We start from the raw sequence: 26,679 nt of genomic DNA, 5'->3' as shown, positions 1-26,679 counted from the left end.
TGCAGAGATATTGTGGAATAAAGCTGAGAAATTAAACTGCACGTGTATTTTTTCGTCTGATTTTGTAGGTATACTGATAAATTAGATGAAATAAAAATGTTTTTACACGCTTTAAAAATAAACTAACTTACAATAGCCTACAAATAAGGAATGATAGTATGTCGAAACAAGAAAATGAATACACAATAAAAGATGCATCATTGTTTGGATTTAAATTAATGCAGGTAAGTAAAGCCATCTGGCGAGCTGCAGAAGATGATTGGGAGCAATGGGTGAAACCTTATGGTCTGAATGTAAATGAGCATCATATTTTATGTTTGGCTAGCAGCACGGGAGAAATCTCGATGTCAGAGTTAGCTAACTTAGGCGCTATGCATATCTCTACAGCATTTAATTTTTCGAAAAAATTAGAAAATCAAGGGTATCTGCATCTATCCAAAAGAGAAAATGATAAAAGAAATACCTACATCAAACTGACTGAAAAGGGAGAACAATTATTGCTTGACACGCTCAAAGGGTATGAACCACATAACAGTAAGGTGTGCAAAGGCGCACTTCCTTTAAAAACGTTATACGGAAAATTTCCCGATTTTCCAGAGCTCGTAACCGTTGTTCGTCACGTTTGCGGCGGCGACCTAGTGACCGTTGCTGATCAACCTTTTGTGAATATAGAAGAAGCGGGAATAGAAGAAAAGGAAGATAAGAAAGAAGTCCAGCTAACTAGTAATTGAACGCGCTGAATAATGGGCAGAGAATAGGGCTTCGTAAAAATAAGTGAATAACAGACCGAGCTGTTTTATCCGTGAGAAACTTCACGTATAAAACAGCTCTTTTTTATTTTGTGAATAATGATTCTCCATTATATTATGAGAAATTTAGGATAAGCTACCAGTAGTAAATTTACCGGAGAGAAGGAGTGGTTACCATGAATAAGTCAGACTCAATTTCTGTTTTTCAGCTGATCCTTCTTTCGATGACGTTTATTGGCTTAAAAACTCATGTGATGCTTATATCTCCATTAATTAAAACGGCAGGGCGCGATGCTTGGATCACTGTTCTTCTTACTTGTCTTTTAACACTCATATGGGTTCCTTTACTCGTATATGTAAATAAAAAAACAAACGGCGAACATCTTTTTCAATGGATGAAAAAACATATGAATAAGTCATTTACCAATGTTGTTATTTTTCTTATAATCGCTTATTTGGCCATTATGGAAATTGCCACCTTACGAGAGACGATTACGTGGATCAATATTATTTTTCTTCAGCGAACACCTTTAATTATACTCGTTTTATTATTTGGTTTTACCTGTTGCTTACTTGCCGCTACGAGCATGAGAACGATTAGTATTGTAAACGTGTTTCTTTTATTTTTTATTGTACTATTAGGTTTTTTTGTTTCTTTTACAAACTTTCAATTTAAAGATTATTCTTTATTGCAGCCTGTTTTAGAAAATGGCTATTTTCCGGTTATTAAAAGTATTGTATTTCAAGGATCAGGGATGGTAGAGCTGCTGCTGCTTTTCTTGCAGCACAAAGTACCGCAGCCTATACGCTATAAGCATTTAGCGGTGGCAGGAATTCTCTTAACGGGCCTTACAATTGGGCCTCTTATTGGGGCAATTACTGAATTTGGTCCTGTAGAAGCCTCTAAGCAACGTTTCCCTCCCTATGAAGAATGGGGAATTGCATCACTTGGAAAGTTTATAGAGCATATCGACTTTTTATCTATTTATCAGTGGCTGTCGGGTACCTTCATCCGCATTTCGACCTTTCTTTTTATTATGAAAGAATTAGTTCCATTTCAAAAAGGCCACAAAAGGTTTCTTTTACTCATTTTAGTGGTTATCACTGTATGCACGCTGGCTCCTATAACAGACTTTACTTTTTCAAATCTTTTATTTTTTACAATCATACCGGCTACTTTCTGGCTGTTTGTTGCTTTTTCTCTTTTCTTAGTAGTCATAGTCTTTCTAATTTCTCATAAAACAAGGAGGGATAAAAGTGGAATTTTTTAAGAAGCAAAAAGACTACAGCTCTAAAAAACAAAAGACCGAAAGTCTTTTAAAAGAAAGTTCTTCTTGTTCTCAGATCATCAATGAGCGTACGTTAAGAGATTTATTTGGAAAATGCGGCGATATTAACTTCGAGACCGTTTATTTTTATAACAAACGAGTGCTTATGATTTATTGTACCGGTTTAGTGAGTACGGAAATGCTATATGGAATGATCCCTAAAAGATTAGAGGAATGCTGCGCTAAGTTAGAGGGGGAAGTAGAAGGAGACAAGATCATAAAATTATTAAACCTTCCCTCAGTTTCTATCGTTCAAAATGAAGAACAGGCAGTTTCGGAAATTTTTTCTGGGAAATTATTCATTGATTTTGGATTACCGAACGCTGTTGTATCTATTGATATTTCTGACCGTCCTCAAAGAAGTCCAGAAGAAACGAAAAATGAAGTAACCATATTGGGTCCTAGAGATAATTTTATTGAAGACTTACCTGTGAATATTGCTTTAATTCGTAAGCGTCTTAAATCGGTTTCCTTGTTAACAAAATCTTTAGAGATTGGAAAACGAACAAAAACAAAAGTAAGCATTTTATACATGGAAGACGTAGCTGACAAGAAGATACTTGACGAAATTATGGAGAAGTTAGGGAATATCGATATCGACGGTATTTTCAGCGGAACACAGCTAGAAGAGCTCATTAATAAAAATCCGTATAGCTTTTTTCCTCGCCACGCTTATACAGGAAGACCTGATTTTGCGGTTCAATCTCTGTTAAATGGCCGGTTCATTATATTAATTGATGGAACTTCATATGCGTATATTACACCTATTAACCTTTTTTACTTATTAAAAGGATCTGAGGATAAAGAAAATACATATTTATACAGCTCTTTTGAGCGTATTCTTCGAATCTTCGGGCTTTCTATCGCTGCTTTTTTGCCGGGGTTTTGGGTTGCAATGACGGCTTTTCATCAAAATCAGCTTCCGCTCAGCCTATTAGCTACGATTGTTGAGGCAAGAAGAGGTGTCCCGTTTCCTACCTCTCTTGAAGCGATACTAATGCTTCTTTTATTTGAATTGTTTCGAGAAGCAGGGTTTAGACTCCCGACTTCTGTCGGGCAGACACTCAGTGTAATCGGAGGTCTTATTATCGGTGATGCAGCCATTAGAGCTGGTTTAACAAGTCCTGCCATGCTTGTTGTCATTGCAGGCTCTACGATTGCTACCTTTACGCTAGCAAATCAGTCCCTTATAGGAACAATTTCACTGATCCGCTTTTTTAGTATTATCTGTGTTAGCATTTTAGGTTTTTTTGGCTTTTTTATTTCCATCTTTTTAGTCATGATCTATATTACAAACATTCGAACGTTTGGTGTGCCATATTTCGAATTAGCAACCCGATTAGACGCGAAAAATATTTTAAAATCCCTCTTCCGCCTGCCCGAAAGTAAAAAAGCAACGAGAGCTAGTATGCTTAACCCAAGCGATTCCACCCGCGAAGAAGGAGGAAGTTAGTGAAAAGGACCATAAGGAACTTACTTATACTTATTATGAGCTCTTTTTTATTGTTTCTTTCGGGGTGCTGGGATACGAATGAACCGGAACAAATGGTTTACGCACAGGGAATGGGGGTAGATTTTAAAGATAATCGTTACATTCTTTACCTGCAGACAATCAATTTAAGCTTATTGGCAAAATCTGAGGCAAGCGGTGCTGGCGCGGGTCAAGTCAAAGTAGAAGTTGGCTACGCAACAGGAAAAACCATTGATGAAGCTATTTTTAGGTATTATCAAATTTCTCAGCGCAGAATCTTTTTTGGGCACTTAGCTTTTCTTGTTCTAACGGACGATGCGTTAAAGCATGGCGCTGTCAAATCTGCGGTGGACTTTTTAGATCGTTATCGGGAAACGAGATATAACATTTGGATGTATGCGACGAAAAGCCCTTTGAAAAAAACGCTGTTAGCTACGCCGATGTTCGAAGTATCGAATGCTCTTTCTCGCTTGAACGATCCTAAAGTGATTTTCAAGCAAAACTCCTTTATTCCACCAGTTGATTTAAGAGAGCTCATTATCCATCTTAATGAACCAAGTCACGAAGTAAACATCCCTCTAGTTCAGACTAAAGAACATTTAACAACGGATCAAAAAAGTGAAACAGCTATTCAAGTAAACGGAGCAGTGGCTATTACATCATCTGAATTAAAAGGAGTTTTTTCTGAAAGTAAAATCAAAGGGCTTAGATGGATAACTGATGAATTTGTACGAGCTGGTTTACGGGTAAGGCTGCCTGATCATTCCGATATTGATCTTGTGGTAGACAAGAAAAAAGTAAAGATCGAACCTGTTCTAAAAGGTAGTAATCTAACCTTTAATATAAAAGTTCGGGCAAAAGCAACGATTTTAGTTATGCCGCAGCACGAAAAACTATCAACTATAAAAAAAGAAGCTGAACAGAAAATTAAGAAACAAATTATTGAAACATACGCGCAAGGCTTAAGTATAAACAGCGATGTTTACAGGCTTTCTCATGTTCTTTACAAAAAAGAACTGCGTAAATGGAAAGCTGTTCAAAGCAACGGGGCTATTCCTCTAACAAAAGACTCAATAAACGTGAAGGTCAATGTACAGGTTAAGCACGGAAACAAACAGCGAATAGGTCCTACTATAGACTAAAATACTGAAAACCTGCATTTATCACCTAATAATGTTAAATCAAAAGTGGAAGAATAGATAAAGTAGAAAAGACCAACCAAAAAGCAAATCGAATTAGGAGATTATAGATGGAAACAATCAAACCAACTAAAATAGGTTCAAAAAAAAACAAGCGTGAAAGAGAAATTAACAGCCCCCGAAATGGGTAAACTTTGGGCAACCTATATGGGCAACAACATGTCTTCACATATTTTAAGCTATTTTCTTGAACACGTTGAAGATCCGGATATAAAAAAGCTGTTACAACATGCAAAAGGTTTAACGGAAGAATTTCAAAGTAACGTAAAAGACATTTTCACAAAAGAGAATGTGCCAATTCCGTATGGATTTACGCAAGAAGACGTGAACCTAGGTGCTCCAAAGCTGTTTGAAGATGAATTTTACGTGCATTATTTAAAATATGCTGCTAAAGCGGGTTTAAGCATTTACAGTATTGCACTGCCGCTAATGTATAGAGAAGATGTAAAGACGCTTTTAACGTATTGTATGAAAGCAACAATGGAATTGATGGAACAAATAAAGGCAATCTTAATGGATAAAGGATTTATTATTAAGCCGCCAATTATTCCCGCACCAGAAAAAGTGAACATCGCTACTACTCATTATTTAAGCGGGTTTATAGGAGATGTTCGACCTTTGCACGCATTAGAAATTGCTCATCTGTATGATAACATCGAGAATAATGTGACAAGCAAAGCCTTAATTTTGGCATTTAGTCAAGTTGTTAAAAGTGAAAAAATTCGTGCATTATTTGTAAAAGGCGAAGATCTGACAAATAAAGCGGTAGAACGCTATGTTGAAAAGCTTCATCTAGATAATTTACCAGCGCCATCTTTTCTTGATCATTTAATTACTACTTCGACTTTTTCACCATTTTCCGATAAATTAATGCTGTTTCACAAAATGGATATGTTCTCAATGAAAATGAGGGCTTTTGGAAATTCGGTAGCCGTCAATGGAAGACATGATTTGGCGCTGTTATATGGAAAATCAATGACAAATATCTCAAAGTTTGTAAAGGAGGCTGCGGATATTATGATGGAAAATGGCTGGATGGAAACACCGCCAGAAGCAGCAGACAGAGGTCATTTAATCTCCAATTAGTTACTCAACGCGTCATAAAACAACGAGAACCAGTTTAGAAACAGGTTCTCGTTATCTTGTTAAGTTAAAGGAGCAGGATTAAACAGACATAAATCATTATGCAGCCCCCAATAATCACTCCACGTTTTCTTATGGCCGCTTGCAATTTCTATAATTAAGTGAAAGAGCTCCCAACCCACCTCCTCAATGGTTGCCTCTCCTTGTGCTATTCTTCCTGCATCTAAATCTATTAAATCGTCCCATTGCTCAGTTAATGAACTTCTAGTAGATACTTTAAGAACAGGTGCCATTGCCAGGCCATATGGAGTTCCTCTCCCTGTTGTGAAAATATGCATGTTCATCCCAGAAGCTAACTGTAATGTTCCGCATACAAAATCACTCGCCGGAGTTGCTGCATAGATTAAGCCTTTTTTAGTCGGCTTTTCTCCAGGCGATAAAACTTCGACGATTGGAGTTGTTCCTGCTTTAGCTATAGAGCCAAGTGCTTTTTCTACTACGTTTACAAGTCCGCCTTTTTTATTTCCAGGTGAAGGATTTGCACTTCTATCAGCTTCGCCTCTTTTTAAATATTGATCATACCACTTCATTTCATTAATTAGAGATTGACCGACTTCTTCATTAATTGTTCGTGGCGTTAACAAATGAATAGCATCTCGAACTTCAGTAACTTCAGAAAATAAAACAGTAGCGCCTGCTCTTACTAGTAAATCTGCCGCATATCCAACTGCTGGATTGGCGGTAACACCGGAAAAGGCATCGCTTCCTCCACATTGTAAACCTACCGTTAAATCAGATAGGGGGCAGGTTACGCGCGTCCTGTTATTTAGCTCAATTAATTTTCCCTCTGCCATCTCTATGATTGTAGCAACCATTTGCTTAAAACCTGTCTGGTCTTGCAAACGTGTTATATTTCCTGAATCCTCCTGGGGAATCAAACGTTCAGGAAGAAGCTTTTCACACCCTAAGCCAACTACTAAAACTTCACCCCCGAAATTTGGATGGGTAGAAAGATTTTGTAATGTACGAATCGGAATGACGGCGTCCGGTGCATTAATAGCAACTCCGCAGCCATAATTATGAGTTAAAGCTACTACATCCTCTACATTTGGATAAGAAGGAAGAAGCTCTGTTTTGATTTTTTTAACCGCATAATCAAGTACTCCTGCTACACATTGAACACTTGTCGCAATCCCAAGTATATTTTTTGTTCCAACACTTCCATTTGTATTTTTATAGCCTTCAAATGTGTAACCTTCTAAAGGAGGTAAAGGGGCAAAAACTTTAGTTTCCAAAGGCAACTTTTCTAAAATAGGAGGATCAGGCAGGGTAACATATGATTCTTTTACCCAAGTTCCCTGAGAAATTGGTGAGGAAGCAGTTCCGATAATTTCTCCATAGCGAATAATTTTGTCATCTTTCTCAAAGTTTCTTAATGAAACTTTATGCCCTTGAGGGATATATTCTTTTAACTCTAACCCAGATGGAAAAACAGTTCCTTTCGGCAATCCTTTTGAGTTTACAATAGTAGCAACATTATCGTTTTCATTTACTTTGATATAAAGGGGTTTTTCCGTTTGATTGATTTGCAAAGACATGATTCATCTCTCCTTAATCGTTTTTAATTTCTTTCTAAACATGTTCATCTTTATTGCAATAAGCATGCCAAGTGCTTTAACGGGTAAAAAAGCCTTTATATCGTATAAAAGTGATGAAATATACAACAATTGTTGTACATAAAGCAACAATTGTTGTGTCAATGCGTTATAATAACTAGAATATTCTAACTAATAAGGAGGGAACGAATATGTCAAAAATTGCTTTTATTGCTCCAGATAAACAACTGTTTTTACAAGGGAGAAGAGTAATTCAAGAGTTAGGATTACAAGGAGAGGTTGAAATCTATCTTGCAAGGTTAAGTCGCGCCGTAAAACTCGCCAATACATTAGAATCCAGTTGTGATGTTATCGTTTGCAGAGGAGGGACTGCAAGGTTAATTACTGATTCTGTAAGCAGAATTCCTCTAGTTGAAATTCCAATTACAGGACAAGATTTAGCTCAAGCCTTTTATAAAAGCAAGAAGGCAACAGACTTAGAGAATCCTAAAGTGGCCATGCTCGCTTTTCAGAATATGAAAAATGATGTGGAAATTTTAGCAGATATTTTGGGTATCAACCTTTCTATTTATCCTCTTAATTCAGTTGAAGATATTCCAACTTGTATTGAGCAACTTTCTTCGATAGAAACAGATATTGTTATTGGTGGAATGAAAACAACTACTTTATCGCTTAGGAAAGGCTTTAAGGCAATTCCTATTGAATCTGGAAACTCCGCTGTTAGAACAGCATTTTTAGAAGCTAAAAAGATTTCTTTAGGAAGAAAAATTGAAAAAGAGCGTTCCCAAACAGTTAAAGCCCTTATTGATTATTCTATACAAGGAATTATTAGTATTAATAGAAATAAAAAAGTAGAAGTATTTAATCATGCTGCTGAGCATTTACTAGAATTAAAAAGGCAAGAAGTGCTAGGAAAGCAGATCGATGCTGCTATGCCTTTTTTGCCTATTAAAAATTGTTTTGAAGGAGAAGAGCATCTAGGTATAATCAAAAAAATCAAAAATAAAAGTTTAATATTTAATATTGCTCCAATTAAAGTGGAGAAAGACATTATTGGAGCAATGATAACTTTTCAAGATATTACAAGTATTCAAGAAATGGAAGCTAAAATTAGAGGGGAAGTACTGTCAAGAAAGTTCGAGACACGCTACACATTTTCTGATATTTTAGGACATTCTAAGCATATTTGTGAAGCCAAACGGATTGGACAGACAGTGTCTTCGGTAGATGCAACCGTTCTAATTTATGGGGAGTCTGGCACTGGGAAAGAGTTATTTGCTCAGAGTATTCATGCAGAAAGTTTGCGGAAAAACGGTCCTTTTGTTGCTGTTAATTGTGCCGCCATTCCGCCTAATTTACTGGAAAGTGAGTTATTTGGATATGTAGAAGGGGCCTTTACTGGGGCGACCAGAAAAGGAAAGCAAGGTTTGTTTGAAATGGCGCATCGAGGAACGATTTTTCTGGATGAAATCTCTGAGATGGATACATATGGACAATCGCGCTTACTTAGAGTTTTACAAGAAAAACAGGTTATGCGCTTAGGTGATAATAAATATATTCCTGTAGATGTAAGAGTTATTGCAGCAACGAACAAAAATTTATTAAAAGTCGTAGAAAAAGGCAAATTTCGAGAGGATTTACTTTACAGGCTTAAGGTCTTAACTATAAATATTCCACCGCTCCGTAAAAGAAAAAGTGATATCCGTTACCTTGCTCAGCATTTTTTAGTCTATTATACGAAACTCTATCAAAAGAAAAATATAGAGATTACAGAAAAAGCTTATTCCCAATTAACTACCTATGAATGGAAAGGAAATGTAAGAGAATTGATGCATTTTATTGAAAGGTTAGTAGTGATCAGTAAAAATAATGTAGTTTCGGATCAGGATATAAAAGAGCAGCTAAACGAAAATGCTTTTGAAACAAATTACATCGGTGAAGAAGCAGAAACCACCAATCATCTTCAACCTGAAAAAGAGCAAATTTTACTTGCTTTAACAGAAACTCATTCCAATATATCTCAAGCAGCTAAATTGTTAGGAATTGATCGAAGTACACTTTACCGTAAGTTGAGAAACTATGAAATTGAAATAAAAAAGGCGTATAAATAGAAACAAAAAACATCTCCTTCTTAGGGGTGTTTTTTGTTTCTATTTTAAAATTCTTTATTTAATAATTTAAGCTTATTTATTTTATTGACAAACAATTTAATTTGTCTTACAATAAAAATGTAAAAATTATCTGAAAATTTATAGGAGGATATGCATGTGAATATGAATAGAAAAACACCTACAGGAATTTTAGGTTTCCCCGTTGCTCCCCTTAATAACCAAGGAAAATTAGATGAAAAGGCTTTAGAGGCGAATATTCAATTTTTATTAGACGAAGGGTTGGAGGCTATCTTCATCGCTTGCGGTTCAGGGGAATTTCAATCCTTAAGTACAAAAGAATATACAGCAATGTTAGAAGTAGCTATATCTGTCGTCAACGGAAAAGTTCCCGTTTATACAGGGGTGGGCGGTAATCTTTCTACAGCTTTAGAGTGGGCTCGTATTTCAGAGGAAAAACAGGCAGATGGCTATTTAATTTTACCTCCATACTTAATTGAAGGTGAACAAGAGGGCCTTTACAACTATCTAAAAGCAATCATTGAGCATACAAATTTAAACGCAATTGTTTATCAAAGAGATAATGCTATTTTAAAGTTGCCAACTTTAGAAAAGCTTACAGAATTAAACCAACTAGTAGGATTAAAAGACGGATATGGAAATATGGAATTAAATATAGAATTAACTCAGTCTTTAGGAAAACGACTAAGCTGGCTAAACGGAATGCCAATGGCTGAAGTAACGATGCCAGCATACGCTCCAATTGGATTTGATTCTTATTCGTCAGCAATCTCTAACTATGTCCCGCACATATCAAGAATGTTTTACAACGCTTTATTAAGTCATGATCAAGAGTTACTAAGTGAACTCTACCAAAATATAATTCTTCCAATTAACGATATTCGCAAGCAAAAAAAAGGATATGCTGTTTCATTGATTAAAGCAGGGATGGAAATTATAGGTTTACCTATTACAGATACAGTAAGGCCTCCTATTGTTTCAGTAGATAAAGAACATTACGCACAGCTTGAAAAGATTTTAACACAAGCATTTGATCAATATCCTAAATCCTCTAAACAAGTTTTATCTTAATCAATAAAATGTAAACGCTTTATAAAAAAGGAGAGTTCATATGACAATTAGTGTTCAAGACAAACAATACTTAAATTTTATTAACGGAAAAGGTGTTCCATCATCGTCTCAAGAGATGATGGAGAGTCTAAACCCAGCCAATAGGAAAGAGGCTGTAGGATATGTACAAAAATCAACTCTTGAAGATTTAAATCTAGCGGTAAAAGCAGCTAAACAAGCTCAAGAAAAATGGAAGCGCTTGTCAGGCGCAGCTCGCGGACAGTACCTTCACAAAGCTGCGGATATTATGGAAGATAGACTAGATGAAATTGCGGAATGTGCTACACGTGAAATGGGAAAAACCTTGGCTGAAACAAAAGGAGAAACAGCTCGCGGAATAGCTATTCTTCGATACTATGCAGGGGAAGGTATGAGAAAAATGGGAGATGTAATTCCTTCTACGGATGCTGAAGCATTGATGTTTACATCTCGAGTACCGTTAGGCGTTGTTGGAGTTATCACTCCATGGAACTTTCCTATTGCTATTCCTATATGGAAAATAGCTCCGGCACTTGTTTACGGAAATACTGTAATAATTAAGCCAGCTACTGAAACAGCTATTACGTGTGCTAAGATTATCGAATGTTTTGAAGAAGCAGAAATTCCAGCGGGTGTAGTAAATATGATTACGGGCTCTGGATCAATCATTGGTCAAGCTATTGCTGAACATCCAGAAATTAATGCGATTACATTTACAGGATCCGATCGAGTAGGCAAACAAATTGGTCAACAGGCTTTCGTTCGAGGAGCTAAATATCAGTTAGAAATGGGGGGGAAGAACCCGGTAATTGTAGCGGCGGATGCAGATTTAGATTTAGCAGTAGAAGGTACGATCAGCGGTGCATTCCGTTCCACAGGTCAAAAATGTACTGCGACTAGTCGGGTAATTGTTCAGCACGAGGTATATGAAAAATTCAAACAAAAGCTATTAGCAAAAACAAAAGAAATTACCGTTGGAGAAGGGTTAAACGTGGAAACGTGGATGGGGCCATGTGCAAGCGAAAATCAGTTACAAACCGTATTGTCATATATTGAAAAAGGAAAAAGTGAAGGTGCAACTCTTTTATACGGAGGACGTCAGTTAACTGACGGGGAATACGAAAATGGATTTTACGTAGAACCTACTATTTTTGAAAACGTAGAATCGAATATGACGATTTCACAAGAAGAAATTTTTGGTCCTGTCATAGCGCTGATGAAAGTAGAATCCATCGAGGAAGCATTAGCACTAGCTAACGATGTTCAATATGGGCTAAGCGCTTCTATTTTCACTACAAATATTTCTCATATGCTTTCATTTATTAATGAAATGGATGCTGGACTTATTCGAATTAACTCGGAAAGCGCAGGCGTTGAACTTCAGGCACCGTTTGGAGGCATGAAACAATCAAGTTCTCACTCTAGAGAACAAGGGGAGGCTGCTAAGGAGTTTTTCACTGCTATTAAAACTGTTTTTATAAAAAGTTAAGTACCTTTATTGTATTATGAACCTTTTATTCTCTTGAAAAGGAGGAAAATTCCTTCTTTTTAAGAGAGATAAACATAGGAAAAGAACAAGACGATAAAAGGGGGATGGAATAGGTGATTATGCAAGCTAAATCAAAATTGGAAGCGGGAAGCAGCAAAAAAAGCCATGTACGCTGGTTTGTCGTATTTATGCTTTTCGTTTTGACAACGATTAACTATGCCGATAGAGCGACGCTGTCCATTGTAGGAGACTCTGTTCAAAAAGAATTAGGCTTAAATTCAGTTTCAATGGGGTATGTTTTTTCAGCATTTGGATGGGCTTATGTAATTGGTCAGCTTCCTGGAGGTTGGTTTTTAGACAAATTCGGATCAAAGATAATCATTGCATGCAGTGTATTTTTTTGGTCTATTTTTACCTTTTTTCAAGGATTTATCGGCTTTTTTAGTGGCGGTGCTGCTATAATTATCTTATTTACGCTTCGTTTTATGGTTGGGTTAGCTGAAGCCCCTTCTTTTCCAGGAAATAGCCGTATTGTAGCGGCCTGGTTTCCAAAATCTGAACGGGGGACAGCCTCTGCGATTTTTAATTCGGCTCAGTATTTTGCACTAGTATTATTTTCGCCTATTATGGCATGGCTCACTCACAGGTTCGGCTGGCATTTTGTATTTATTATTATGGGTGTCTTAGGGGTAATCTTAGCTGCTGTTTGGATGAAAGTGATCTACAGTCCAAGCAAACATCCTCGCATTACAAAAGGAGAAGTAAATTATATCCAGCAGGGCGGCGGGCTCATTGATATGGATGATAAAAAAATAGAAAAAAAGAAAAATACCGGCCCGGGATGGAATCAAATTAAACAACTTCTTAAGAGCAGAATGTTGTTAGGGGTTTATATTGGACAATATTGTATTACGACGCTCACTTATTTCTTTTTAACATGGTTTCCTGTTTATTTAGTTCAAGCACGCGGAATGTCAATTTTGGAAGCTGGATTTATTGCTTCTCTACCTGCTATATGCGGATTTTTAGGAGGGGTGTTAGGGGGAATTGTATCTGATTTCTTTTTAAAGAGAGGTCGTTCATTAACGTTTGCACGTAAAACACCTATCGTTATTGGCATGTTGCTTTCCTGTAGCATGGTTGCTTGCAATTATGTAGATGCTGAATGGATTGTTGTAGTAATTATGTCACTTGCTTTTTTTGGAAAAGGATTTGGAGCATTAGGGTGGGCTGTTGTCGCTGACACTTCCCCTAAAGAAATAGCGGGTTTAAGTGGCGGGCTTTTTAATACATTTGGAAACATTGCTTCTATTACAACACCTATTATTATTGGGTACATTGTCAATGCAACAGGCTCTTTTAATGGAGCATTGGTTTTTGTGGGCGCTAACGCTCTTGTAGCTATTCTCTGCTATCTTCTTTTAGTGGGAGAGATTAAACGAGTAGAACTAAAGAATATCCCCGCAAAGGATGAAAGTACGTTTAATATGTAAGCGGATACAATAAAACCTAAATTAGGAGTGGAAATCATGAACAATTATGTCCTTACAAATAGTGAAATTCAAAACGAAAAAAAATCGTCTACGCCTCAAATTATAGATATGCAGGTCATACCAGTGGCTGGGTATGATAGTATGCTGCTTAATCTCAGCGGAGCTCACAGTCCCTTTTTTACTCGAAATATTGTTATTTTAAAAGACAGTACCGGAAGCACAGGGGTGGGAGAGGTACCTGGAGGTGAAAACATTCGTCAAACGCTTGAAGATGCGAAAACATTTGTAGTAGGTCAATCAATCGGAAATTATAATAACATTTTAAATACAGTACGTAAAAAATTTGAAGATCGAGATATGGCAGGTCGAGGCCTTCAAACATTCGATTTACGGACGACTATTCATGCCGTTACAGCGTTGGAGGCGGCGTTATTAGATTTAGTAGGGAAATTTCTTGATGTACCAGTTGCAGCATTATTAGGAGAAGGACAACAAAGAGAATATGTGGAAATGCTAGGTTATTTATTTTATATTGGAAATCGCAAAAAAACCGACTTGGACTATCTAGGTGGTGAAAATGAAAAAGTGGAGTGGTTCCGACTTCGTCATGAAGAAGCTCTGACTCCTGAAGCAATTGTAAAACTTGCACAGGCAGCTCATCAGCAGTATGGATTTAATGATTTTAAATTAAAAGGCGGTGTACTTCAAGGTGAGCAAGAAATAGAAGCGGTAGCAGCATTAGCTGCAAAATTCCCTGAAGCTCGCATTACCTTAGACCCCAACGGAGCTTGGTCTTTGGAAGAAGCTATTCAACTATGTAAAAATAAACATCATATATTGGCCTATGCAGAGGACCCTTGCGGAAGCGAAAATGGATATTCAGCAAGAGAAACAATGGCGGAATTTCGCAGGGCAACTGGACTGCCAACTGCTACGAATATGATTGCTACAGACTGGCGTCAAATGGGGCATGCTATCCAGTTAAACGCTGTAGATATTCCTCTAGCAGATCCCCATTTTTGGACGATGCAAGGCTCAGTTCGTGTAGCTCAAATGTGTCATGATTGGGGTCTTACATGGGGATCACATTCAAATAATCATTTTGACATTTCCCTGGCCATGTTTACTCATGTGGCTGCTGCCGCTCCTGGAAAAATAACGGCTATTGATACGCATTGGATTTGGCAAGATGGTCAGCGATTGACAAAAGATCCTTTTAAAATTGAGGGAGGAAGAGTAGCAGTACCTAAGAAACCAGGACTTGGCATAGAGGTGGATTTAGAACGAATCGAGCAAGCACATCAGCTATATAAGAAAATGCAATTAGGAGCACGTGATGATTCAAAAGCTATGCAGTATTTAATTAAAAATTGGAGCTTTGATAATAAACGTCCTTGTCTGGTACGTTAAAAATTTTTTCAAAAATAATTATAGGGTGCTTTTAGCTCGAACAATTCTACGTCTTTGTTCGAGCTTCTGTTTTTATAATAACGAGCAGTTTAATACATAATCTTATGTAGACAAGAAATAAGAATAGTTAAGAAGTAGCGGTTGGTAATACATAAAAAAATTCTATATGATATAATTAGTCTTACAAATAAACAATATTCAGAAAAGGGTGGATGAAGATGAGTGGTTCGACTAAAAAAGTGTCATTTGAATCCGTTAATCGTAATACGCTGGCAAAACAAGTAGTCGACCGTATTATTCAGTTATTGGTCAGCGGGCAATTAAAGCCAGGAGACAAACTGCCAACTGAAATGGAGTTATTAGACGTACTGAATGTAAGTCGCCCTGTATTGAGAGAAGCCTTGAGTGCATTAGAAGTACTTGGTGTAATTACAAGAAAAACTCGTGGAGGTACGTATTTTAATAACAAAATAGGAGCACATCCTTTTTCCGTTATGTTAGCGTTATCAATCGATAATTTACCTGCAGTAGTGGAGGCGCGCATGGCACTAGAACTGGGCCTAGTAACCATGGCAGCGGAAAAAATAAACGATGATCAATTAAGCCAGTTAAAAGAAACGATCGAGGAAATAAAAAAGAGCACAGATAACAATTACGGTGCAGCGGATAAGGAATTCCATCGAATTATTGCTGTTAGCGCGGATAATCCGGTGGTAGAAGGTATGATTAATTCCCTGCTTTTCACTCATGAAAAAACAGATAGCGAAATTACCTTTAGAGAACCAGCACTTACTGTAGAACATCATACCGCTATTTATAATGCGTTAGCTAATCATGACCCAGATGATGCATTCAAGAAAATGTATCATCATCTTAAATATGTACGTGATAAAGTTCTTAAACAATATAATCCTACTAAATAAAAAAAACACACAAAGCAGATGTAAAGAATTTGTTTTGTGTGTTTTTTTATGAAGTGATACAGATACATGAAGTAAGAAAGAGAGTTTCCATTTTATAGGATCGCTTTTTTCAGTGAGTTATATATTTTAATTTAATGCATCCAGATATATGAATTATATTTATTCGCTGCTCTTTATTTTAAAGAAATTACTATACATTTATAAGAGATTAAAAAGAAATTAAAGAGATTATAAACATTGTTAAAAATTATATTGGTAAAAGCCTTCTGCTGACTGAGTTTAAGGGGTATTAAGGAATCAAAAAAACTGCAGTTAACAACAAGAATTTTCACGAAAAAATATAGGATTTTTTTATAACAGTCATATTTTCTACGCAATCGATCGGAAAATAACGTTTATTTATTGTATTTTTTGTTCATTTAGTTGATTTTTTTCATGAAAACGAAAATCATTATCATTTAAAGAGATTTATTATAGCTGAGAGACAAATATGTTTTAGTAAGTTAAAGAGAAAAGAAGAGTAGGAGGGAAATAGAGTAGAGATGAGGAAAAAAGGCATAACAAAAAAGAGTATTATAGAGCGTTAATTTTTGCCTGATAATACCCGTTGGCAATTTTGCGGATATACGTAAAGAAGTTTGACTCCATTTCATGCACAAGAGGGCGAAATGCATCCATACTTTCTTCTATGTAAGTTTGTTGCAGGTAAAGCTGAACGGACGTTAATGATTTTTCAATTATATCTAAACCGAACTCATGTACAATGGAATGAATATCTTCCTTTTTAATTGAATAATGACCAAAAGATTTAAAGAAATTCTTAAACTGAGCAAATGCATGCTCTCCACGGATCTTTTCGATTTCTTTTTGTTTTTTACTATCATGAGCACCAGTTAAATTAAAGCTTAGAATAAAACCATCCTTGATTTTTTCAATAATTGATTTTCTTGGCTGCTTTTCTTCTAATAATGTTTTGACACAATCATCTTTTTCTAGTATATCGATACGGAAAATTGTACTCAATTTACTAGCCATTTCTTTAATAGCAGCTTTATAGCCAATGTATTTTGGAAGAATGTGTTTTACCTCAGTGTAAGATAAAAGTGCTTCTGAATCTTTCTTTACGTTTACATCAGATTCGTATACATACAAAGCACGTAAAGCCAGGCGCAGCATGTTAATATTTTTGATAGCCAGCAATTGATAAATCACTTCCATTGAAACAGAAGTGTAACCACCTTTTGAAGTATATGTATTGTGATCTTTATCAAGCATTTCCGGAGTATATGATATGTTTTGAGCATCAGCAGCTTCTTTTATATGTAAATCTAAAAAATCCTCTAAATAGTTGTTTAAAGAAACTTGAATATAGTCTCCCCATAAACGATCCCAGCGAATGATGTCATAGTCTTCTAAAAGCTTATTATTATTTTGAACGGTCCGAACGGAACATTGGATTGTATTAGCCAGTTCTTGCTCAGAAATAATTGAAATATGACCTTGGCTGTTACATTTGGCTACGTAAGCTAAAATTTGCTTCATCAGAGAACCCGTCCACTTTATGTCTACAAAGTTTTTTGCTAGACCAAATGAATGTTTTTCATAGTAATAGCTGTTGTCTCGTTTCGTCTCTCTATTTAAACCGCTCATGACAATCAGCAGCTTGTTTGCTATCAGAGTGTGCCGTTTTAGTGCCAGCTTTTGTATACTCATGTAGTTACCTCCTTTCCAAAACTATATACGTCATCTTTTACAGTATAGACACAGTCATATAGGCTGTAAAATGACATATTTGCACGGAAAAATGGTGCATTTTTTTAAAAGACTAGTGATACCAAGGGACGAGACATCTATTTACAAGGTGACATATTTGCACGGAGATGTGGAGCAAAAATAGCGTTACATTTCATAAACGTTGATAAAACAGCATTCTTAAGACAAATGTCGTATTATGACGGATGAAATACACGTAATGTGAAAAATTCAAAAAAAAATTTGATGTAAAAATGACATATTTGCACGGAGAATAGGAGCAAAAATGATAAAAATAAAGATTTGGGCAACAAAGTGACACATTTGCACGGAAAATAGGGACATAAAACAAAAAAATGCCCTTTTTTAGACACAGAAAGTTCACATTTTTACAAAGAATAAATGAACATTTGCAGAAAAAATCGCGCTTTTTTTAAAAAGTGGCATGTTTGCACGGAAATCTGGAGCAAAAAACACTTTTGTACGGAGATTTGGAGCAAAAAATGCAGAAAACGAAGGGGGAAAGTCGCTGTCTCAAGAAAAATTATGTAAAAGTGGCATATTTGCACGGAAGATTGGAGCCAAACTTATAGTAAATGCAGTATAGAAAGAAAAAAACACTTTTGCACGGGAACCTGGAGCAAAAATTAGTTATAACACTTCTTTTAGACACAAAAAGTTCACAAAATGATAGGGAAGGTGAAGTTTAATAACTATATCAGCAGGGGAAATAGTATGTTTATATGGAGAATTGGAGCAAAAAAACACTTTTGCACGGAAATGTGGAGCAAAAAATGCAGTAACTAATGGTAGGCTAAAAAAAGAATGCTCTTATAAAGATCATAAGAGCATTCTTTTTTTAGCCTATAGAACTTGTTACGTTTTGATAGATAGAAAGGGGAGCATATTCGTAATCACCGGCTAATAAGTCTTTTACTTCACTTTCTCCCACAGGAATAAAGGTAATCTGAAACACTTGGCCCACTCTTTTATAAGATTGGACAGCTAGTTTTTGTTCGACTAGCTCATCTAAGGCTGTTTCAATTTCGACAAGGTTTTCTTTTTTGCGTCTTTTTCGAAAGCGGACTCTTGTCGAAAAATATAAATAATCTCTTGTGACATTGTATGAAGATTTTGTTTCATAGCAAATGAGACGCTCTTTTTGCATAACGAATAGCAAATGGTAAGCGGCGTCTAAACTTAATTTTTCTACTTTATTTTTGTAAATACGCACCGTTTGGCGTTGAATATAGTCTCTATATATCACTTCATTGACGTGAATTTCAGCAATTCGCGTTCCGTTTGGCATCGTAGTAATATCCACAAAGTCAAAAATACCATAGGCAATTGTCTTATTATGCTGTACTTTTGACATGCTGTAGTGCTTCATTTTTGTAATTCTTTCTTCTATCATCTGATAGTTGCGCTTACTGTCTGTTTTATAAAGTGCTTTCACAAGGTCACCAATCTTTACATTAATGATTTTTTGTGTAGCGAACAACTCGTCGCGCTGGCTCATGATCTCTAAAAACACTTTATAATCAAACCGATCTAAATCACTAATTTTATTTCCATTTTCTTCAGCGTATTCTTTTTCTATTAACAATTCGTAATCTGTCCCGTCTTCAGAGTTATAAGTACTTAAGAAATATTCTTTTCCTTCTTTCTCTAATAGGGGTTGCTCGACGAGAAGCTTTGCTCTTGAGTTAGAGAAAAAAGGGTTCTCTACAGTTGAAAAAGGGCTTTCAATAATACTATGGTTTCCGTTTTGGAAGCTAGGGTCCAGTATAGTCAGCCCAATAATAATAGATATATCCGTATGAATTGCTTTTTCTCGCTGCGTTTTGGTTTTTTGATGAATATAAGGATAATCAGTTAAGAAGAAGCTATCTTCTTGACTCCATTCACGTAGGATATCAATTCGTTTATTAATGACTTCTTCCGGAGACGGTATGTTTTCAAACTGTTTGCAAAAGAGTTCTTTTCCGTTTGTTTTATAATAAGCTGTTAGCGCTCTGTATTCCCCAATCAGCTCTTTATTCTTCTTGGGCTTTTTTTGCTCATAGTCGCGTATAGCAGCATCTAACCATCTGCGTTTCGTACGATTGAGAAAGTCTTTTTTTAAAATCCTCAACGCTTCGTTTACATCCTTATTTTCAAAGTGCTGCTGATAAAGAGGGAGGATGGTGCTCTCTAAATCACCTTTTATACTTTCGTTATAAACGGATAAGAGGCGTAATTTAGATACTCTATCAATGACTTCGCGTATGAGTAAAGATGAATAATCCATACACATCTAACCTCCTTAATCTTAAGTTAGTCATTTTAATCCTTAGTCGGATAGTAGCTTTAAATCTATTGTAATGCACGAAAGTTCGATGCCACAAACAAAAGACGGCTACTATCTATAGTCTATTTTTCATTATACACGTGCAAAGGGGGCGAAGGGGGGGATTTTCTTATTTTCTTTTTTCGTAATCTAAATTTGGTCATGAAGTATATACATTTGCTGTGTAGCTTATGTAAGAAGGATAACTCTGTTCGCAAGACTGCTAATTCTGCCGCGGAGTTTACTGGATGAATAGCAAGCAATTTAACATAAAAGGATATCAGCGGTTAAAAGAGAATACTTTCTAAAACTACTAAACATACCCTGGAGGTCATGAATGAACCCTATATTAAATGAAGTAGGCACGATTTTTATTCCTGTAGAAGATATACAAAAAGCACGAGACTGGTATTGTGACGTGCTAGGTTTGCCGGCAGATGGAGACATTTTATATGATCATTTATATGTGATACCTATGAATGGAACAGGAATTGTATTAGATAGCAAAACTTATTCAAAAAATACGCTTTTTAAAACACCGGCTTTTCATTTGAATACAAACGATATCAAAGAAGCTTATGAGTATATGAAACAGAAAAAAGTAGAGCTAACGACAGGAATTGAACACAATCACTGGTTTATATTTAAAGATCCAGATGGAAATCATCTTATGGTGTGTGAATGCTGAACCTATGGAATAATAAAAGGACCTTCAAGAGAAGGTCCTTTTATTGTATTGCCTTTGCATTTTATAACTTGATAGATTTGTTTCTGAATTGAATCATTCTTACAATATTTATCACAATTGTTTTTGTTACAGCATAAGCCGGAATCGCTAAGATCATTCCGAGTATTCCTGCAATATTACCCGCAACAAGCAATAAAATAATAATCGTTAAAGGATGAGTGTTTAATTTCTTTCCAATTACCAGCGGAGAAATAATGTTCCCATCTAGCTGTTGAACGATTACGACGACAATAATTACTAATATCGCTTTTGTAGGAGAGTATAATAAGCCTACGATTAAAGCGGGTGCTACGCCAATAAAAGGGCCGACGTACGGGATAATATTAGTAAGGGCTCCTATTAGTGCGAGTATTAATGCATAAGGCAACCCGATGATGAGGTAACCAATGAATGTACTAATACCGACAAACAAACAAACGAGCATTTGGCCTTGAATATAAGTAGCTAGCGTATTTGTTGTTTCTTTCATTGTACGCAACGTTTCTTTTCGATAAGAAGCAGGAACCATACGCAGCGTATTTTTACGAAGTTTATGGCTGTCTTTGAGCATATAAAAAAGAATGAAAGGAACGGTTACAACCGTAAGTGTAATATTTGTTACGACGCTTAAAACAGATGAAATACTGTTTGTGAGATTCGTAGGTAAAGTAGACGCGTAGTTTAAAAGTGACTCTTCAATATGATCGAGCGACACATATTTTTGTTCAACGAGCCAGTTAAACCATCTTGAATTAGATAAATCATTTATGTACTCTCTCGTTTCTACAATGTAAGACGGAATATTCTTAGCCAAATCAGTTAATTGTTTAGATAAAGTAGGTCCCACACCGCCTACAATAGAAGCAATTACGCCGATAAAAACAACGTATAATAGTAAAATGGCCAGTGTTTTTGGCACTTTTTTTCTTGTGAGAAATGACACAATTGGTTCGAATAAAAAGAAAAGAAAACCAGCTACAAGAATAGGGAAAAACAAAGTGGAGATAAACACACCGATTGGTAGAAAAACAAACGAAATATGTTTACAAATGTAAATCAGTAAAGCAATCATTAATAGTTCTAATGTCCAAAAATGCAGTTTCGATTTAAACAAAAAGTTACCCTCTTTCTTTACTATTTTTTACTATCATACATCAAAAAAGAAACCCACTGCACGTTAAAAGTGGGCTTTTTTAGTCTGTATAACTTTCATTTAAATAAAAATTAGGCTTTTTCCTCTTTATCTTCAGTAGTATCCTCTGGAGTTTTTTCGTCGTCATCCTGTATAATTCCTTCTGCTGCATTTTTAAATTCTCGCAGGGAATGTCCAAATGCTCGTCCTATGTCCGGCAATTTACTTGGTCCAAATACAATTAAGGCAGTAATCCCGATTACGACCATGCTTGTGGCTCCTGGCATGATATCCTCTCCTTTAAAAGCAATGAATATATAAAATTAAAAAGAGATAGTAAATAAAGTGCATGTTTATACTATTCACTTTTCTCTTTAAAATTCCTTTATTTTAAATGATGCGAAAATAAGGTGCAGCGATTATGTATGATTTAAATGCTTGTAGTGATACTTTTTTCTTTCGCATCCGACGCTAATTATAGCATTAAAGATAGCTATTCGTCTTAGTAACCTTATAAGCTCTATGTAAAAAAGTCTTCATAAGAATTTGCAAAGCAATGGAGGGAAATACGGCTTATGGATTGGAGCCTATGAACGTTCTCCCGTTACAAACCTAACAATTCGCCATTCTAATTTCCAGCATGTTGCAACCCCATTGTTAATGGAGAATGTAAAGAACCCTGTGTTTGAAGAGTTTTGTATAAATGGCAGCTGCATGAATACAAATCCGTAAAAGGGCGTGTTCATAATCAGATGCAAGTAAGAGGTAGAACAAACGTATTTTAGCCCAAGAAGTATCCGCACAATGAATCGAGATTATCGATTCATTGTGCGGTCTTTTTTTGTTGTGATGGTGAACGTAGGATCAATGTGTTAATAATGGTAAAAACCTGCTCTGGAATTTTTACTATTTTATAGATAAGTAAAATGACTCTTACTAATTGATAGATAACATGTATGAAAGAAATGACTTTTGAAGATTGTTTTCTAAGCAATTTATTACCTAAATGTGGATGTGGGGAGTGTGAGGGAAGATATATAAAAGAATTATAAAAACATTTGTCTTTGTAAGCGTTTTATTCTTTATTTTAATAAAGAGCAAAAAAAGGATGTTTTTCTCTAAATTTTTACCATTGAATATTTTGAATAAAGTTCATAAAATAAACTTGTAAGCGTTTTAAAAGATTAGAAAGTATGTATCTTAAAAGTTGAATAGAGAATTATTTATGAAGACAGGAAATGTGATTTTTTTGCTTTTGATCACCGTTTCCAAGAATACCTTAACAAGTAACAGCAAAACGTTCATTTAATGAAATAAAGAAATAGATAGGAGTAGAGAAAAATGTACATCGGCGTCGATTATTACCCTGAACATTGGCCAGAGAATATGATAGAAGAAGATATCCAAGGTATTAAAGAGTTAGGATCAAATATGGTGAGAATAGGGGAGTTCGCTTGGCATCTTATGGAGCCTAAAGAAGGGCAATATGACTTTTCTTTTTTTGATAGCGTTATCAATAAGCTTAAAAAACAGAATATTGACGTTATGTTTGGTACCCCTACTGCCACTTTTCCGGCTTGGCTTGCGAAGCAGCATCCTTCTATTTTATCAAAAGATGAAAATGGGGCGGTCAGAGCATTTGGAGGAAGACGTCAATATTGTTTTAATTCTCCTCTTTACCGGCAGTATAGCGCTCAGATTACAGAACAACTCGTAAAGCACTACTGCTCAGAAGAAGCAATCGTAGCATGGCAAATTGACAATGAATTTGGCCATGAAGGCAGTGATATGTGTTACTGCGAACAATGTCATAAAGAGTTTCAGCAGTTTTTGGAAAGAAAATATAAAGATATTAATGAGTTAAATGAAAAGTATGGCACTATTTTCTGGGGACAAACGTATAACGACTTTACCGAAGTGCCTATGCCTGTAAAAACAATTACGACACACAGCCCTTCGTTAAAGCTAGACTGGGCCCGCTTTCGCTCTTTTTCGTTAAACAGATACGCTCACGAACAAACAGCGATTGTGAAGAAATATAAAGGTGATCACCAGCTGTTGACCACGAACGTATCAGGAGGCTTTTTTGATAAATGGTTCGATCATGAAGAAAACCTAGAAGTAATGGACTTTGTATCCTATGATAATTATCCGGTATGGGGCGGTCAAACAGAGCCAATTACCCCTGCTCATATTGCACTGGGACATGATTTTAATAGAGGTCTGCTACATAAAAATTTCTGGATTGTAGAGGAATTAATGGGTGCTCAAGGTCATGATATCATCGGTTATCTACCGCGACCTAATCAGGCAAAAATGTGGTCTTATCAAGCTTTTGCTCATGGATGCACGAATATGCTGTATTTTCGCTGGCGCGGAATGACAAGAGGAGCTGAGCAATACTGCTACGGAATTGTAGGTCACGATAATCACTATGGAAAACGTTACAAAGAAGTTCAGTCGTTATTTAGTGAAATCGTTCATTACGAACATGTGCTTGAGTCTGATATTAAATCGGAGATTGCCGTTTTATATGACTATGAAAATATATGGTCATGGCGTTTTCAGCAGCAAAGTGAAGGATTTGACTTTACGCAAGAGCTTCTTAGAGGATATACACCGTTTTATAAGTTGAATACACCAATTGATGTTATTCCTGCTACAAGAGGTTTTTCAAGCTATAAAGTACTGATTGTTCCAGCTTTGCAAATCATTGATAAAGAACTAGGTAAAAGATTTACTGAATTTACTGAAAACGGAGGCGTCATCGTTTTTACGTTTAGAACCGGCATTAAAGACAAACAAAATAATATTCACTTTAAACAGACGCTACCTGGATATGTAAAAGAAATAACAGGGATTGAAATTCATGAAGTGGAAGCACTGTCTTCTACTCAAAAAGCAGCTATTAAAGGAAAAGGACCGTATGAAGGAGAACAAGCAAGCGCATCCGTGTGGAGAGACATTATCACACCTGTAACAGCTGAAGTGCTGTATGAGTATGATGATCCATTTTATAATCAAGCGGCTGTAACAAAAAATCAGTTTGGTCGCGGGACGGTTTATTATGTAGGCTGTGGAATTGAAGGGCAAACGTTTGAAAAAATGGCGCTTGATATTGTAAAACAGCAGCAGATTGAGCATACGGAAAGTGAAGATGGAGTTGAAGTATATCCTCGCAAGCTTGGAGAGACAAGTTATTACTTCCTTATGAACCATACGCCAGAAGTAAAAGTATTTAAAGATATTGTTCTGCAGCCTTACGAAAGTCGAGTTGTAGAAAACATGTAGTAGCAACAGGACACTAGAATCTCATAAAGCAATGAGATTCTAGTCACTCATAATATGATATGAAAGCGTTTTATAGGAGAAGGGAGTTAGGTTACATGAACATGGGGGTACAGTCAAAAGTTTCTCTCAAAACCGTATTATCATACGGAATGGGGAGTTTTGGAAACAATATTATTTATGCATTAACAAGTACATATTTAATGATTTTTTATACGGATAGTGTAGGATTAAATGCTGCAGCCGTAGGAACCTTATTTCTTATTGCAAGGATATGGGATGGAATTGCAGACATTATTATCGGAATGATTGTTGATAATACAGAAACGAGATTTGGTAAGTTTAGGCCCTATCTTTTAATAGGCGGATTTTTTGCAGCTGTTGCTACAGTCGCGTGTTTTATTAGTCCTGATCTTTCTCACACAGGAAAATTAATTTATGCTTATATCACTTATATCGCGTGGGGAACAAGCTTTGCTATCATGGATATTCCTTATTGGTCGCTTTCAGCAACGATTACACAAGATGTAAAAGAACGAAACAAAGTTGTGGCTTTTCCTAGAACCATTGCAGCAGTAGGGTCTTTATTTGCTAGTTTATTAACTCTTCCACTAGCTCATTATTTTGGAAACTGGTTTATGCTTAGTCTTATTTATGCGTGTATCTTAATGATTACAATGATCATCACATTTTCAGGAGTAAAAGAAAACTATACCGTAAAAAGACAGGAAAAGCAGACGCCAAAAGCAGTTTGGAACTTATTTATTCAAAATAGACCGTTGCGCTACCTGATTTTCTCAATGCTTTTAGTTGAAACAATTTTAACGATTCGAACTACGTTTTCTATTTACTATTTTAAATACAATTTAAATGCAGAGAACATCGCGTCTCTTTATTTAACCTTATTTTTTACAGCACAAATTGTAGGAGCGATCGCGTCTCCTTTCATTTCAAATAAATTTGGAAAGAAACGTGCAGCAATAGGGGGAATTGCCCTAAATGCTGTAGCCACTCTTACAATGTTTGCAACGGGTTTCCACGTTATGCCAGTGATGATTTTAAGCTTTTTAGCTTCTTTTGGCGGTGGGGTTAGTAACATTGCTCAAACATCTATGCTCGCTGACTGTGTAGAATACGGCGAATGGAAAACGGGGAACCGAGCAGAAGGAATGGTGTTTTCTACGAATATTTTCAAAACAAAGGTCGCTTCAGCAGTGGGTGGAGCAGTAGGTGGGTACATCCTTTCAGCAGTAGGGTACGTGCCAAATCAAATTCAGTCACACAGCACGCTCATTTGGATTGCTTTAATCTTTACGATTATTCCGGGTATTCTTTGCTTGTTATCACTTGTCCCACTCGTAAAATATGAGTTGACGGAAAAGAGATATTTAGAGATTTTACAGGATATGAAAAAACGCTCAAGCCGCATAAAAGAAAAAACGGCTATGAAAGTGTCTAGCTAATTCAAATCA

Annotated in this window: 19 protein-coding genes; 14 read left to right on the top strand and 5 right to left on the bottom strand. The window is 36.1% G+C overall.

Features of this window, described 5'->3' with window-relative positions; genetic code table 11:
* Positions 1–158 precede the first annotated feature (158 nt).
* The 5 genes from SCI76_RS04880 to SCI76_RS04860 all read left to right on the top strand — a co-directional run bounded on the left by SCI76_RS04880 (position 159) and on the right by SCI76_RS04860 (position 5,833).
* Positions 159–731 carry an HTH-type transcriptional regulator Hpr gene (locus SCI76_RS04880; protein ID WP_063247236.1) on the top strand — a complete coding sequence of 191 codons (573 nt, stop codon included), beginning with the start codon at positions 159–161 and terminating at the stop codon, positions 729–731.
* A 194-nt stretch (positions 732–925) separates the two neighbouring features.
* A complete protein-coding gene (locus SCI76_RS04875) occupies positions 926–2,020 on the top strand; it encodes an endospore germination permease (protein WP_407545071.1) in 1,095 nt (364 codons plus the stop codon).
* Positions 2,007–3,530 carry a spore germination protein gene (locus SCI76_RS04870; protein ID WP_168760657.1) on the top strand — a complete coding sequence of 508 codons (1,524 nt, stop codon included), beginning with the start codon at positions 2,007–2,009 and terminating at the stop codon, positions 3,528–3,530. Before SCI76_RS04875 ends, SCI76_RS04870 begins: the two co-directional genes overlap by 14 nt.
* Positions 3,530–4,690: a Ger(x)C family spore germination protein gene (locus SCI76_RS04865; RefSeq protein WP_231099196.1), complete on the top strand. Its 1,161-nt coding sequence runs from the start codon at positions 3,530–3,532 to the stop codon at positions 4,688–4,690. Before SCI76_RS04870 ends, SCI76_RS04865 begins: the two co-directional genes overlap by 1 nt.
* A gap of 180 nt (positions 4,691–4,870) precedes the next feature.
* The gene (locus SCI76_RS04860; protein ID WP_231099197.1) at positions 4,871–5,833 is read left to right on the top strand and encodes a DUF3231 family protein; all 963 of its coding nucleotides are present in this window, start codon (positions 4,871–4,873) and stop codon (positions 5,831–5,833) included.
* A gap of 59 nt (positions 5,834–5,892) precedes the next feature.
* On the opposite strand, the gene garD is transcribed toward SCI76_RS04860, so the two are convergent.
* The gene (gene garD, locus SCI76_RS04855; RefSeq protein WP_063247240.1) at positions 5,893–7,428 is read right to left on the bottom strand and encodes a galactarate dehydratase; all 1,536 of its coding nucleotides are present in this window, start codon (positions 7,426–7,428) and stop codon (positions 5,893–5,895) included.
* 209 nt (positions 7,429–7,637) lie between these two features.
* Between garD and SCI76_RS04850 the strand changes: the two genes are divergently transcribed.
* From SCI76_RS04850 to SCI76_RS04825, 6 genes are all read left to right on the top strand, one after another.
* Entirely contained in the window at positions 7,638–9,557 is a 1,920-nt protein-coding gene (locus SCI76_RS04850; RefSeq protein WP_168760658.1) for a sigma-54-dependent Fis family transcriptional regulator, read from the top strand.
* 156 nt (positions 9,558–9,713) lie between these two features.
* Complete coding sequence (kdgD, locus tag SCI76_RS04845; RefSeq protein WP_063247242.1) at positions 9,714–10,646, top strand: 5-dehydro-4-deoxyglucarate dehydratase; 933 nt, start codon at positions 9,714–9,716, stop codon at positions 10,644–10,646.
* A gap of 40 nt (positions 10,647–10,686) precedes the next feature.
* Positions 10,687–12,153: an alpha-ketoglutaric semialdehyde dehydrogenase GucD gene (gucD, locus tag SCI76_RS04840; protein WP_063247243.1), complete on the top strand. Its 1,467-nt coding sequence runs from the start codon at positions 10,687–10,689 to the stop codon at positions 12,151–12,153.
* A 119-nt stretch (positions 12,154–12,272) separates the two neighbouring features.
* Entirely contained in the window at positions 12,273–13,646 is a 1,374-nt protein-coding gene (locus SCI76_RS04835) for an MFS transporter (RefSeq protein WP_063247306.1), read from the top strand.
* Positions 13,647–13,682: 36 nt separating this feature from the next.
* A complete protein-coding gene (gene gudD, locus SCI76_RS04830) occupies positions 13,683–15,056 on the top strand; it encodes a glucarate dehydratase (RefSeq protein ID WP_063247244.1) in 1,374 nt (457 codons plus the stop codon).
* 218 nt (positions 15,057–15,274) lie between these two features.
* Positions 15,275–15,979, top strand: coding sequence for a FadR/GntR family transcriptional regulator (locus tag SCI76_RS04825; protein WP_045289477.1), 705 nt, complete (start codon positions 15,275–15,277; stop codon positions 15,977–15,979).
* Between the two features lie 573 nt (positions 15,980–16,552).
* Here SCI76_RS04825 and SCI76_RS04820 read toward each other — a convergent pair.
* Together SCI76_RS04820 and SCI76_RS04815 are read right to left on the bottom strand one after the other, a co-directional pair.
* Positions 16,553–17,692, bottom strand: a complete 1,140-nt coding sequence (locus SCI76_RS04820) for a hypothetical protein (RefSeq protein WP_221833504.1) — start codon at positions 17,690–17,692, stop codon at positions 16,553–16,555.
* Positions 17,693–18,590: 898 nt separating this feature from the next.
* Positions 18,591–20,021, bottom strand: coding sequence for a hypothetical protein (locus tag SCI76_RS04815; RefSeq protein WP_028413700.1), 1,431 nt, complete (start codon positions 20,019–20,021; stop codon positions 18,591–18,593).
* Between the two features lie 376 nt (positions 20,022–20,397).
* Here SCI76_RS04815 and SCI76_RS04810 point away from each other — a divergent pair, with 376 nt between their 5' ends.
* Positions 20,398–20,748, top strand: a complete 351-nt coding sequence (locus tag SCI76_RS04810; RefSeq protein ID WP_063247246.1) for a VOC family protein — start codon at positions 20,398–20,400, stop codon at positions 20,746–20,748.
* A 61-nt stretch (positions 20,749–20,809) separates the two neighbouring features.
* On the opposite strand, the gene SCI76_RS04805 is transcribed toward SCI76_RS04810, so the two are convergent.
* Positions 20,810–21,901 (bottom strand): AI-2E family transporter, encoded by a 1,092-nt coding sequence (locus tag SCI76_RS04805; protein WP_025751972.1) that lies wholly within the window; start codon positions 21,899–21,901, stop codon positions 20,810–20,812.
* Between the two features lie 110 nt (positions 21,902–22,011).
* Positions 22,012–22,206, bottom strand: coding sequence for a twin-arginine translocase TatA/TatE family subunit (locus SCI76_RS04800; RefSeq protein ID WP_221833502.1), 195 nt, complete (start codon positions 22,204–22,206; stop codon positions 22,012–22,014).
* 1,054 nt (positions 22,207–23,260) lie between these two features.
* Here SCI76_RS04800 and SCI76_RS04795 point away from each other — a divergent pair.
* Complete coding sequence (locus SCI76_RS04795; RefSeq protein WP_243494536.1) at positions 23,261–25,210, top strand: beta-galactosidase; 1,950 nt, start codon at positions 23,261–23,263, stop codon at positions 25,208–25,210.
* Between the two features lie 95 nt (positions 25,211–25,305).
* Entirely contained in the window at positions 25,306–26,670 is a 1,365-nt protein-coding gene (locus SCI76_RS04790; RefSeq protein ID WP_407545070.1) for a glycoside-pentoside-hexuronide (GPH):cation symporter, read from the top strand.
* Positions 26,671–26,679 lie beyond the last annotated feature (9 nt).

The sequence above is a fragment of the Priestia sp. HNGD-A6 genome, assembly GCF_045784335.1.
GTDB lineage: Bacteria > Bacillota > Bacilli > Bacillales > Bacillaceae_H > Priestia > Priestia zanthoxyli.
This window is presented reverse-complemented; position numbering and strand designations above follow the sequence as displayed.